This is a genomic window from Tessaracoccus yangjingae, from assembly GCF_055326235.1.
Genome location: NZ_JBUZNN010000006.1, coordinates 199,005 through 212,096, shown reverse-complemented (window position 1 = coordinate 212,096; position 13,092 = coordinate 199,005). Strand labels below are relative to the sequence as shown.

Genomic DNA, 13,092 nt, shown 5'->3' with positions numbered 1-13,092 from the left:
GGCTCCTTTCTTCGAACTTACGTGTGGTCTGCGATCAGGGCAGGATCACGGTCTGGCCGGCGAACACGAGGCCCGCTCCGAATCCGATGATCAGTGCACTGTCGCCGCTCTTGGCCTGCCCGGACTCGAGCAGTGCCTCCATCGCCAGCGGAACAGAGGCCGCGGACGAATTACCCATCTGGATGATGTCGCGGGCGACCACGACGTCCTCGGGCAGCTTGAGGTGGCGCAACATCGAATCGGTGATCCGGTTGTTGGCCTGGTGGGGGATGAAGCAGTCCAGCTCATCCGTGGTGAGTCCGGAGACTTCGAGCGTCTCGAGTGCCTTCTCGACGATGGCGGTGGTGGCCCACTTGAAGACCTCACGACCGGCCATGTGGATGAAGGGGCCGCCGGCGCCCGGCTCGACCTCGCGCCAGTCGTCGACCTCGATGACCGAGTGGTCCTCGGGCTTGGAGCCCCACACGGTGGGGCCGATCGCGGGGGTGTCGCTCGGGCCGATGACGACGGCGCCCGCGCCGTCGGAGAAGAGGAAGGCGGTGGAGCGGTCCGACATGTCCGTGTACTTGGACAGGACCTCGACGCCGATCACCAGCACGTGCGTGGCGGAACCTGCGCGCACCATGCCCTCGGCCAGACCGACGCCGTAGGAGAACCCGGCACACGCGGCCGAGACGTCGAACGCGGCGGGGGACTCGAGGCCCAGGTCCTCGGCGAGGATCGCGGCCAGGGACGGGGTCTGCCGGTAGTGGGAGATGGTGGACACGATGATCGCGTCGATGTCGGCCGGCTGGAGCCCGGCCCGCTCGATGGCCTTGCGGGCCGCGTCGGCTCCGAGGGTCTCGGCGTCCTCGCCGTCGGCGACCCAGCGGCGCTCCCTGATGCCTGTGCGCTGGGTGATCCACTCGTCCGACGAGTCGATCATCGTGCACATCTCTTCGTTGGTCACGACGCGGCTGCCGCGGGCTCCGCCGACGGACATGATGCGGGCGTACTCGGCGCCGGTGGAGGACTGGAGGGGCATATGTCTGACCTACTCGGACTCGGGGGTGGACTGGCTGTGGATGCGGCAGAACTCGCGTGCCTCGTCGAGTTGATCGGGGGTGTTCAGGCTGAACAGCTCAACCCCCTTGAGGTTTCGCTTGGCGATGCCGGTGAGAGTACCGGACGGGGGGAGCTCCAGGAGGCCGGTCACGCCGAGTTCGGCCATCGTGGCCATGCACAGGTCCCAGCGGACGGGGTTGGCGACCTGCGCGACGATGCGGTCGAGGGCCTCGACGCCGGAGGAGACGACGGCGCCGTCGGCGTTGCTCAACAGCGCGGTGGTGGGCTCGCCGGGCTCGATGCCGCCGGCCTTGGCGCGCAGCCGTTCGACGGCGGGGCCCATGTGGACGGTGTGGAACGCGCCTGCGACGCTGAGCGGGATCAGGCGGGCCCGGCGCGGCGGGTTCTCCGCGAGGACCGCGAGCTCCTCGACGGTGCCCGCGGCCACGATCTGCCCGGAGCCGTTGTTGTTGGCGGGCGTCAGGCCGGCGGCCTCGATCGCCGCAAGCACCTCGTCGCGATCCCCGCCGATGACGGCGGTCATCGACGTGGACCGCACCGCGGAGGCCTCGGCCATCGCGAGGCCGCGTTCGCGCACCAGGGTCAGCGCGTCGGCGGGGGAGACGACCCCGGCCAGCGCGAGGGCGGCCAGCTCACCGACCGAGTGCCCGGCGACGAGTCCCACGCCGTCGAACGACGGGAGCAGCTCGGCCGCGACGGCCAGGGACGACGCCACGAGCAGGGGCTGGGCGATGGCGGTGTCGCGGATGGTCTCGGCGTCGGCCTCGGTGCCGTAGTGCGCCAGATCCAGGCCCACCGCCGCGGAGTAGCCGGCCAACCGCTCGGCGAACCCGGGGTCCTCCAGCCATGGGGAGAGGAAACCGGGGGTCTGGGCACCTTGGCCTGGAGCAACGATCGCGAGCACGTTCCTACTGTGCCGCCGCGCGCACGGCGGTGCGGGCGTGAGACTCACGAATTTGCCGGGCAGGCCTTTGTGGGAACCCCACAAGGAGCGGCAGACATCCTCAGACGCTGAGCCTGCCGAGCGTGATCGCCATGCGGAGCACGTAGGCCTCGCGCGCATCGGTGGGGTTGTACCCCGTGACCTCCTGGATCCGCTTCAGGCGGTAGCGCACGGTGTTGGGGTGGACGAACAGCGCCCTCGCGGTGGCCTCCATGGAGGAGCCGCAGTCGAGGAAGCCGACGCAGGTCTCCAGGAGTTCCTTGTTCGAGGCCAGCGCGGGATAGATCTCCGACGCCAACGTGCGGCGCGCGTGGCCGTCGCCCGCCAGCGCCCGTTCGGGCAGGAGATCGACGGACAGGAGGGTGTGGGGCCCCTCGGGCCACGCCTTGGCCGCCCGGAAGCCCGAGGCCGCCTCCCGTGCCGACTTCGGCGCGCCGGCCAGGCCGTCCACCGTCGGCCCGACCACCACCGGCCCGTCGGCGAAGAAGTCGCGCAGCTTGGAGATCCGCTCGCAGGTCTCGACGGGGTCGCCGACCCCCGAACCCCCCGCGATGACGACCAGCCGATCGCCCTGGGGGGCCGCGAGCACGTCCAGCGACAGCTTCGTCGCGGCGCGGCGGAGGCCGTCCAGGACGCTGGCCTCCTGCGGCGCGCCGCCGATGGCGACGGCCACCTTCGACTCGGTGTTCCAGCCCAGCGTGGAGGCCCGCGACAGCACGGACTCGTCGGTCTCGGCGCGCACGACGGCGTCGACGATGGTGGCCTCGATCCGGGAGTCCCACGCGCCGCGGGCCTCTGCGGCCCTTGCGTAGATGGCGGCCGCGGCGAAGGCGATCTCCCGCGAGTAGTGCACGATGCCCAGCGACAGCGCCTGACGGTCCCCCCGGGGCAGGAGGTGCTGGATCTGTTCCTCCACCACCTCCGTCGTGGTGCGGACCAGGTCCACCGTCTGCTGAAGGCTGATCCGTCGGGCCATCGCGCGGGGGGCCGCGTCGAAGACCGACTCGGGCGTGAACGGCTCCCCTGCGAACCAGGTGACGAATCCGTCGATCCCGGAGCGGGCCAGTATCCCGATCCAGGAACGGGACTCCGCGTCGAGCTGTCCGAACCACTCGTGCCGCGACACCAACGCGGCAAGTGTGGCGGTGTTCATCTCCGACGTGGCGGCCTGGAGCCGCTTGATGATGCCGGCGCGGGCGCGGGAGGACGCGATGAGCGCGGGCGCGGTCCCGGGGCGCAGATCCATCCCGTCAGCCTAGTGGTCCCCTGGCGCCTGGTGCGCCCTCCACCGGTAACGTCGACGGCCACTAGGCTCAGGGCTCATGGGACGCAGGGTGTACGTGATCGGGATCGGCCCAGGTGGCTTCGGGCAGCTCACGCTGGACGCGGTGGAGGCCATGAACCACGTGGACGTGTTCCTCGTGGGCGATCACAGCGACGATCAACCGGAGCTGGTCTGGCTCAGGAGCGAACTGCTGCGCCGCCACGTCAACCGGCCCCACCGCGTCATCACGGTGCTGGACCCCAAGCGGGAGCATCCCGGCGACGTGGACGCCGGCCGGCTGGCCACGTACAGCCACATCCTGAGCGGGCTCCCGTCGGACGACGCGGTGGGCTTCCTGGCCTGGGGCGATCCGGGGCTCTACGACTCGATCCTGCGCGTCGTCGACGCGCTGAGGGACAAGCTGGCGCTGAACGTGACGGTGATCCCCGGCGTGAGCGCCCTCCAGGTGCTGGCGGCCGCGCACCAGATCGCGCTGAACGCCGGCGCCTCCGTGCACATCACCACGGGCGCCCGGTTGCTGGCGGAGTACCGGCCGGACCTCGGAGACGTCGTGGTGATGAACGACGGCGACCTCGCCTGCAGGGGCCTGGTGGAGGAGTTCCCTGACACGGAGGTCTACTGGGGCGCGTACCTGGGTACCCCGGATCAGGTGCTCGCCAACGGCCCGCTGCGCACCGTCGCGGGGGAGTTGGCGGACCTGCGGCGCCGGCTCGTCGACCATCACGGCTGGATCCTCGACACCTACCTGCTGCGGCCCGCCCACTGACGCGCGTTAACAACACGTAACAAAGGTTGGGGCGGCGCGTCGTGCACCCGACCCATTGCTAGGTTGACGCCGTTCCACGAGATCGAAGGGCCATATGCCATGGAAGAGCTGACCAAGCTGCTTGAAACAATCGCGGGATTCGTGTGGGGACCGTTCCTGCTCATCCCGCTGCTCCTGCTCACCGGCCTCTGGCTGACCGTCAAGCTACGCGGCATCCAGTTCCGCACGCTGGGATCGGCGCTCCGGCTGGCGCTGTGGGAGCGGAAGGACGCAGACGCCGAGGGCGGAGACATCTCCCAGTTCCAGGCCCTGACCACGGCGCTGGCGGCCACCGTGGGCGTGGGCAACATCGTCGGTGTGGCCACCGCGATCTCGATCGGCGGCCCGGGCGCGTTGTTCTGGATGTGGGTCACCGGCCTGGTGGGCATGGCGTCGAAGTACTCCGAGGCGTTCCTGGCCGTCCGGTTCCGCACCGTCGACGCCAGGGGCGAGGCGTCGGGCGGGCCGCAGTACTACCTGAAGAAGGCGCTGCCCGGGAAGTGGGGCGTGGCCCTCAGCATCGTGTTCGCGGTCTTCGCGGTGCTGGCCAGCTTCGGCATCGGCAACATGACGCAGGGCAATGCTGTCGCGGCCAACGCGCACGACGCCTTCGGGATCGACCCCCAGATCACGGCGATCCTCATGGCCATCTTCGTCGGGGTGGTCATCATCGGCGGCATCAAGTCCATCGGCAACGTCACAGCCGCGTTCGTCCCGTTCATGATCGTCTTCTACATCCTGGGCGCCCTCTACATCCTGATCGTCAACATCGCCGACCTCCCCGGCGCCCTGGCCCTGATCTTCGGGCAGGCGTTCACCGGCACCGGACTCACGGGCGGCGCCTTCGGCAGCTTCATGCTCGCGGTCCAGATGGGCGTGGCGCGCGGCATCTTCTCCAACGAGTCCGGCATGGGCTCGGCGGCCATCGCCGCCGCGGCGGCCCAGACCACCCACCCCGTCCGCCAGGGTCTGGTGTCCATGACCCAGACCTTCATCGACACGCTCGTCGTCGTGTCCTTCACCGGGCTGGTCCTGGTCACCACCGGCGTCTGGAACGCCGACGCCAGCCCTGCCGTGCTCACCTCGATGGCCTTCAGCCACGGGCTGCCGGGGGACTGGGGCGGCTACATCGTGGCCGTGGGCGTCATCCTGTTCGCCCTGTCCACGATCATCGGATGGTCCTACTACGGGGACCGCTGTGTCGAGCGGCTCTTCGGCGCGCGCGCCACGATGGCCTACCGGATCGCGTTCACCATCGTCGTCTACATCGGCGCGACCGTGCCTCTGGGCGTCGTGTGGGCATTCGCCGACATCATGAACGGGCTGATGGCGCTGCCCAACCTCATCGGCCTCCTGCTGATGTCCGGTCTCATCGCACGGGAGACCAGCCACTACCTGAAGAACGACCCGAAGCTGAGGGCGGGCCGCAAGGAGGTCGACGCGTTCATGGCGGACCAGAGCCTCTGACGCGCGTGCCGCCCCTGGACCCCGTCGCGGTGCTGCGCGAGTGCGCGTTCTGGCTGGAACGCGCACTCTCAGACACCTACCGGGTCAAGGCGTACCGCGACGCCGCGGACGTGGCCGAGTCGATCCCGCCGGCCGACCGACCGACGATCGAATCGGGGTGGCGGGAGCTGAGGGGCTTCGGCCCGAAGACCTCCGCGGTCGCAGCGGCGTGCACGTCAGGGGAGGTGCCGGAGGCTCTGACACGGCTCCGCGAGGCGGGCGCTGCCTCGCTCGACCCCGCCGGCGACGCCCTGCGAGGTGAGCTCCGGGGAGACCTGCACACGCACACCACCTGGTCCGACGGTGGTTCCCCGCTGGCCGAGATGGCCGCTGTCGCGGAGGCTCTCGGGCACGACTACATCGCGATCACGGACCACTCGCCGCGGCTCAGGGTGGCCAACGGGCTGAGCCGCGAACGGCTCCTGGCGCAGTGGGAGGAGATCGACCAGGTGCAGGAGAACCGATCGGTCAGGGTGCTGCGCGGCATCGAGGTCGACATCCTGGCAGACGGATCGCTCGACCAGGCCGAAGACATGCTGAACGGGCTCGACGTCGTCGTGGCGTCCGTCCACTCCGATCTTAAGGCTGATCCGGCCACCATGACGGCCAGGATGGTCGGCGCGGTCTCGAACCCCCACACCACCGTGCTGGGCCACTGCACCGGCCGGAAGCGGCGGGGGGACGGCACCTGGCGTGACCAGTCCCGCTTCGACGCGGACATCGTGTTCGCGGCGTGCGCCATGTTCGGGGTGGCGGTGGAGATCAACTCCCGGCCCGAACGGCAGGATCCGCCCATGGACCTCCTTGGGCTGGCGGTCGACGCGGGGTGCCTGTTCAGCATCGATTCGGACGCCCACGCGCCGGGCCAGCTGGACTTCCTCACCTACGGCGCCGCGAAGGCCTCCATCGCAGGCATCGAGCCGGACCGCATCATCACCACCTGGCCCGTGGACCGGCTGGTTGCGCACGCACGGCGACATCGGGGGTGACATGGCGATGGCCCCGTCGCGGCTGATCCCCCCAATCATCCGCCACGACGTGGCCATGTGCTGAACCCATCTTCGGGCACAGCAGCGTCCCGCGTACCCAGTGGGTGGCACTGGATCAGTGCAGGGAAGCACTGGGATTGAGGCTGATCACTGCGCGTTGCGCACAAGCAGCTCGCGAAGTTGCACCCTGGAGCCCGCCCCCAGCTTGGCGAGGGCGTTGCGCACGTGGAACTCCACCGTGCGCACGGACAGGAAGAGGATCTGCGCGATCTCCTTGTTGCTGTGACCCTCCAGGACCAGGTGGGTGATCTCGCGCTCGCGCGCCGTGAGCCGGCTCAGCAGCTCGGGGGGCAGTGCGGCGGGAACGCCATCGTTTGACCGGGGCTGCGCGGCCACCATCGCGGACAGGAGCGATTCCAGCCTCTCCGACCATGCCCTGGCACCCACCCTCAGCAGGACGCCGATGGCCCGGTGGAGTTCGGCCATGCACTCCTCGCGCGTCGTCGCCCCCCGGGACGTGTCGACGTGGAAACGTGCCCAGTCCTCGACGAGCACCACGTGGATCATCTGCAGGCCGCGTGGGGTGTCCTCATGCATCCGGTCCTGGAGGGCCGCGTGCGCCTCTGCGAACGAGACCTCGGCCGCCGCGTGGTCGCGGGTACCCATCGACAGCAACGCGTCGATGTGATGCCCCAGGTAGCCGAGGGCTCCCGGATCGACGTCCAGGGACGCAAGCTGGTTGCCGGCGACGTTGGCCTCGGCGATATCGTCCAGGGCCACGAGCGCTCGAACCCGCAACACCGCTGACTCGGCACCGGCGAAGGCGCCCGTGAGTGGGCTCGACCACAACTGGCCGAAGGCCTCCGCCGCCGCGCGAGGGTCCCCGTTGGCGGTGGCGGCCCATCCGCGCGCCCAGAGGACCGCGCCCATAGCCGAACTGAAGGGTCGTGCCGCGGCCAGCCCGGTCACGTGATCGAGCACGCGGACGCCCATCTCGTCACCGCGGCACAAGGGGATCAGCCCCGCCGTCGCCTGTGCCTGCAGAGCTCCGACGTCCCGCATGTCGTCGAGTGCCAGGGCGAGGATGGGCTCGATCACCGCCTGGGCCCCGTCCCAGTCGCCGCTCTGGAAGGCCATGCGGTGCCTGATCAGCGCCGCGGACAGCTCGAAGTCCGGATGGATCGCGGGTATGGGCGCCAGCAGATCCAGCTGTTCCTGCGCGGCGCGATTGCGCATCGCGCGGTGGTTGAGTGTCGCCGCCACCGAGAGAGTGGCCGCGTGGGCGATCCAGGCGACCGGGTCGGCGGACAGGGACGCCGCGAGGGCGTCGAGCGCCACCGAGGGTGAGGACGGATCCTGGCCCCGGGCACCGAGGGCGAGCCACAGCGCCAGCAGTCCCTCGAGGTTGGTCGCCTCGGACGTTCCCAGCTCCGTTGCGGCGGACTCTGTGCGTCGGTCGCGCAGACGACGGGCGAGTTCGGCGCGGACCTCCGTCATGGACCGCGGCATGGGATACAGGCCGACGGCCGCCCTGTTGCGACCGAGGACGACGAGCGCGTGGGCGAGGATCGCGAGGTGCGTGTCGTCGAGTTCCGCCGGTGTGATCGCGTCAGCGAAGGGCAACGCCTGGACCCCGGCGTTGACGTCGAGCGCCGACTGCAGAAGCGAACGCTCCAGCCCCGGTAGAAGGGCCTTGACGTACGGCTCAAGGGCCTCCAGCAGCGCCGGGCGGCGTGCCCGGAGGGCGTGCAGGCAGGCCACTTGCAGGTAGCTGTCATCCATGCGGGTGGCCCAGGCCATGAGCCGCGACGCGGCGGCGAAGTCCCGCACCTCGACGGCGCCGCGAGCGCTCGTCACCAGGTCGCCGATCAGTGCCGGATCCGGCGCGTCGGATCCGGCCAACATCCGGTGACGGAGGCTCTCCACGCCGGTGAGAGCCCCGGCCAGGGCCCGGTGCGTGGCCGTCAGGTCCGACGGCGACGCCTGCGCCACCACGGCGGCGGCGACGCTCCGCCGCGACACCCGGAGGGCGCCGGGGTCCAACAGGCCGGTGGAGCGCAGCCGGTGCACGTCTGGTCGGGCATGTCCAAGAGCCAGCAGGGTGTTGTCGAGTTGGCTCTGACCCAGGGGACCCGCCAGCGCGATCGCCAGCAGGGCCGCGGCCTCCGTGCTGGTCAGGCCGCGCAGGGTCTCCGCCACCTGTGCCGAATCGTCCTGGTCGTGCCGACGCTCAAGCTCCGCTAGAGCTGACTCCAGCGTCGTGCCCCCACCGCGCCTGATCAGGGAGACGAGTTCGGTCACCATCGCGGGTGAGCCGCCGGTGGCGTCCATCACCCTCTGCGCCTGCCGCGGATGCAGAGGCGCGAAGAGGGTGCCGCGAATCAGTGCCTGCACCGCGTCCGACGTCAGGGGCCCGAGGTGGATGTGACGCCCGCGCCTGCCGACGGTGACGTGTTGGATGATCCGTTCGGCGAACGATCCGTGCGTGCTTCTGCTGGTGGCCACGAACAGGGCGGGCACGTGATCGAGCCGGCGGATGACGTGCCAGAAGGCCTCCTGGGATGGCGCGTCCAGGTGGTGCAAGTCGTCGATCACCAACGCGAACGGCCCGTCGAGGCGCTCGATGAGGTTGACGATGCCGATCGCGAACGTCGGCACCCCCGCGCGTTCGCGGATCTCCATGAGTTCCGGCGCCGTCTCCGGCAGTTGCTCGTCGATCAGACGATCGATCGCGCCGAAGGCCACCCCCCGCTCCGACTCGAGGAGAAGGTGGGTGTAGGTGGGCATTTCCGAGGCGATGGTCCCTGCCAGGCGCGATTTCCCGATCCCCGCGGGACCCGTGATGAAGAGCACCCGAGTACGTCCGTCCCGGACTGCGTCCAGGAGGGCCGCGATCTGGCGCTGCTCCTCGACCCGGCCCACCAACGGTTCCATGGCGCCCCCCGAATCCATTCTCAACCCGTCCACTGCCCCGATTCTCGCAGTATCGCAAGGCACGCGGACAGACGGCGTCAATGTGGGGCCCCGCGGACCCGGACACGGCCGCCTTGAGCGGGCCCGACCATCACCGCTCTCATCGCGCTAGGGTTGGGCATCCGGCATGGGACCCATCGGCGCGTGCCGTTCGATCTTTCTTCGAGAGGAACTTTCGTGAGCCAGAACGAGGCCGGACCGATCCTCAACGGTCTGCCCACCAATCTGCCCGACATCGACGCGGCGGAGACCGCCGAATGGCTCGAGTCGCTCGACGGGGTGATCGACGCCGGCGGCCGCAACAGGGCCCGCTATGTGATGCTGAAGCTCCTCGAGCGCGCTCGTGAGCGGCACATCGGTGTCCCGTCGCTGACCGGGACCGACTACGTCAACACCATCCCGGCGGTCAACGAGCCCGCGTTCCCGGGCGACGAGAACCTTGAGCGTGGCATCCGGCGGCTCCTCCGCTGGAACGCCGCCGTCATGGTCCACCGGGCCCAGCGCCCCGGTGTCGGCGTCGGCGGCCACATCGCGTCCTACGCCTCCTCCGCCACGCTGTACGAAGTGGGGTTCAACCACTTCTTCCGCGGCAAGGACCACCCCGGTGGCGGCGATCAGATCTTCTTCCAGGGGCACGCGTCCCCGGGCATGTACGCCCGGGCGTTCCTGGAGGGCCGCCTCCAGCAGGATGACCTCGACGGCTTCCGTCAGGAGCACTCCCACTTCGTCGACGGCGCACTGCGCGCCCTGCCCAGCTACCCGCACCCCCGGCAGTTCGAGAGCTTCTGGGAGTTCCCGACCGTGTCGATGGGACTCGGCCCTCTCAACGCCGTCTACCAGGCGCAGTTCAACCGGTACCTCCACAACCGGGGCATCAAGGACACGTCGCAGCAACGGGTGTGGGCCTTCCTGGGCGACGGTGAGATGGACGAGGTGGAGTCGCGCGGCGTCCTCCAGCTGGCCGCCAACGACGAGCTGGACAACCTGACGTTCGTCGTCAACTGCAACCTCCAGCGCCTGGACGGTCCCGTCCGCGGCAACGGCAAGATCATGCAGGAGCTCGAGGCGTTCTTCCGCGGCGCGGGCTGGAACGTGATCAAGGTCGTGTGGGGCCGCGGCTGGGACCCGCTCCTGGCCAACGACTCGGAGGGCGCGCTTGTCAACCTCATGAACGCCACCACCGACGGCGACTTCCAGACGTTCAAGGCCAACGACGGCGCATACGTGCGCAAGCACTTCTTCGGCCGCGACCCGCGGACGGCCGCCATGGTCAAGGACTGGTCGGACGAGGAGATCTGGCGCCTCACGCGCGGCGGTCACGATTACACCAAGGTGTATTCGGCCTACAAGGCGGCGGCCGAGTTCACCGGCGCCCCGACCGTGATCCTGGCCCACACCATCAAGGGCTACTTCCTCGGCAAGCACTTCGCCGGGCGCAACGCCACCCACCAGATGAAGAAGCTGGCGCTGGACGACCTGAAGGCCTTCCGGGACCGGGTCGATGTCCCGGTCACCGACGAACAGCTCGAGGCGGACCCCTACCGGCCGCCGTACATCCACCCCGGCCAGGACGATCCCCGGATCCGGTACCTGCAGGACCGGCGCCGCGAGCTCGGCGGCTACCTGCCCGAGCGCCGCGGGGACCGCAAGTTCATCTCGCTTCCCGCAGACAAGGCCTACGAGTCCTCGCGCAAGGGCTCCGGCAACCAGCAGGTGGCCACCACCATGGCGTTCGTGCGGCTGCTCAAGGACCTCATGCGGGACAAGGAGTTCGCACCCCGCGTGGTGCCGATCATCCCCGACGAGGCCCGCACCTTCGGGATGGACGCGTTCTTCCCCACCATCAAGATCTACAACCCGCACGGCCAGAACTACACGCCCGTGGACAACGAGCTCTTCCTGAGCTACCGCGAGTCGAAGACGGGGCAGATCCTGCACACCGGCATCAACGAGGCCGGATCGATGGGCGCGTTCACCGCGGCCGGATCCTCCTACTCCACCCACGGTGAGCCCATGGTGCCGCTCTACGTCTTCTACTCCATGTTCGGCTTCCAGCGCACCGGAGACGCCATCTGGGCGGCCGCGGACCAGCTGTCGCGCGGCTTCCTGATCGGTGCCACGGCCGGCCGGACGACGCTGACGGGCGAGGGCACGCAGCACATGGACGGGCACTCGCCGATCCTCGCCTCCACCAACACCGCCGTCGTCTCCTACGATCCCGCCTACGGCTACGAGATCGCCCACATCGTCAAGGACGGCCTCCGCCGCATGTACGGCGAGGATCCCGAGAACGTCATCTACTACCTGACGGTCTACAACGAGCCGCTCGTCCAGCCCGCGGAGCCTCAGGGCGTCGAGGTGGAGGGCATCCTCCGGGGTATGTACCTCTACCGGGCCGGCAGCTTCGACGGGGTGGGGACCGACGCGCGACGCGCGCAGATCCTCGCCTCTGGCGTCGCGATGCCGTGGGCGCTGGAGGCCCAGCAGCTCCTCAAGGACGACTTCGGGATCGTGGCCGACGTGTGGAGCGTCACCTCCTGGGGCGAGCTCCGCCGGGAGGGGCTGGAGATGGACGAGCGGAAGTTCGCCGACCCGTTCGGCGACCACGGCCGCACCTGGGTGGAGGAGAAGCTGGCCGACGCCGCCGGGCCCGTGGTCGCGGTCTCGGACTACATGCGTGCGGTCCCCGATCAGATCCGCCAGTGGGTTCCTGGGGACTACATGACCCTCGGCGCAGACGGCTTCGGCTTCTCCGACACCCGCGCCGCCGCCCGAAGGTTCTACAACATCGACGGTCCCTCCGTCGCGGTGGCGGTCCTCCAGCGCCTGGCGGCGGCGGGCGAGGTGCCGCGGGAATGGGCCACCGAGGCGGCGGCCAAGTACCGGCTGAACGACGTCACGGCCGGATCCTCCGGCAACGCAGGGGGCGACGCGTAGGCAGTCTTCTTCGTCAGTCGTCGAGCGGATGGGCGGCCCAGGTGCGTACCTGGGCCGCCCACAGCCGTCGAAAGGGCCTGGTCTCAGCTATTGCGGGGGTGTGATGCGAGAAACCGGGCCATCTGGCAGGCTTGGCACGTGGAGAACACAGAAGGCAAGGGCCTCGCATCGAGCAACGAAGGAGTGACCGGGGCGGACCTCCTGGGACTGGAATCCGGGTTGGTGGTGCAGGAGCTCGGATGGGATGAGGATGTCGACGCGGTCCTCCGCGACGACATCATGGACATCATCGACGGCGAGATGATCGAGGAGCCCATCGAGGCCGTGGACGTCGTCATCCTCTGGTGGCGCGACGAGGACGGCGACGTGGTCGACGGTCTCGTCGACGCGCTGACAGACCTCACCGACTCCGGCTACATCTGGCTGCTCACCCCGAAGGTCGGCAGGCCCGGCTTCATCGGTCCGAGCTCGGTGGCCGAGGGTGTCACCATCGCCGGACTGTCGCTGACAAAGACGGCGAACGTGGGCGCGGACTGGCAAGCCACGAAGGTCGTCCGTCCCAAGGGCGCCCGCAAGTGACCACGCGCAT

9 protein-coding genes are annotated in these 13,092 nt (G+C 69.5%); 5 read left to right on the top strand and 4 right to left on the bottom strand.

Features of this window, described 5'->3' with window-relative positions; translation table 11 throughout:
* Positions 1–34 precede the first annotated feature (34 nt).
* The 3 genes from ACZK5D_RS10860 to ACZK5D_RS10850 all read right to left on the bottom strand — a co-directional run bounded on the left by ACZK5D_RS10860 (position 35) and on the right by ACZK5D_RS10850 (position 3,161).
* The gene (locus ACZK5D_RS10860) at positions 35–1,024 is read right to left on the bottom strand and encodes a beta-ketoacyl-ACP synthase III (RefSeq protein WP_458994109.1); all 990 of its coding nucleotides are present in this window, start codon (positions 1,022–1,024) and stop codon (positions 35–37) included.
* Between the two features lie 9 nt (positions 1,025–1,033).
* Entirely contained in the window at positions 1,034–1,969 is a 936-nt protein-coding gene (locus ACZK5D_RS10855) for an ACP S-malonyltransferase (protein WP_458994108.1), read from the bottom strand.
* Between the two features lie 100 nt (positions 1,970–2,069).
* Entirely contained in the window at positions 2,070–3,161 is a 1,092-nt protein-coding gene (locus ACZK5D_RS10850) for a PucR family transcriptional regulator (protein WP_458996544.1), read from the bottom strand.
* Between the two features lie 169 nt (positions 3,162–3,330).
* On the opposite strand from ACZK5D_RS10850, the gene cobF reads away from it, so the two are divergent.
* The 3 genes from cobF to ACZK5D_RS10835 all read left to right on the top strand — a co-directional run bounded on the left by cobF (position 3,331) and on the right by ACZK5D_RS10835 (position 6,593).
* Positions 3,331–4,059, top strand: a complete 729-nt coding sequence (gene cobF / locus ACZK5D_RS10845) for a precorrin-6A synthase (deacetylating) (RefSeq protein WP_458994107.1) — start codon at positions 3,331–3,333, stop codon at positions 4,057–4,059.
* Positions 4,060–4,158: 99 nt separating this feature from the next.
* Entirely contained in the window at positions 4,159–5,565 is a 1,407-nt protein-coding gene (locus tag ACZK5D_RS10840) for an alanine/glycine:cation symporter family protein (RefSeq protein WP_458994106.1), read from the top strand.
* Positions 5,566–5,570: 5 nt separating this feature from the next.
* Positions 5,571–6,593, top strand: a complete 1,023-nt coding sequence (locus ACZK5D_RS10835) for a PHP domain-containing protein (RefSeq protein ID WP_463665280.1) — start codon at positions 5,571–5,573, stop codon at positions 6,591–6,593.
* A gap of 147 nt (positions 6,594–6,740) precedes the next feature.
* On the opposite strand, the gene ACZK5D_RS10830 is transcribed toward ACZK5D_RS10835, so the two are convergent.
* Entirely contained in the window at positions 6,741–9,527 is a 2,787-nt protein-coding gene (locus ACZK5D_RS10830) for a LuxR C-terminal-related transcriptional regulator (protein ID WP_458994104.1), read from the bottom strand.
* Between the two features lie 216 nt (positions 9,528–9,743).
* Here ACZK5D_RS10830 and aceE point away from each other — a divergent pair, with 216 nt between their 5' ends.
* Entirely contained in the window at positions 9,744–12,503 is a 2,760-nt protein-coding gene (gene aceE / locus ACZK5D_RS10825; protein WP_463665279.1) for a pyruvate dehydrogenase (acetyl-transferring), homodimeric type, read from the top strand.
* A gap of 138 nt (positions 12,504–12,641) precedes the next feature.
* A complete protein-coding gene (locus tag ACZK5D_RS10820; RefSeq protein ID WP_458994102.1) occupies positions 12,642–13,082 on the top strand; it encodes a DUF3052 domain-containing protein in 441 nt (146 codons plus the stop codon).
* Positions 13,083–13,092 lie beyond the last annotated feature (10 nt).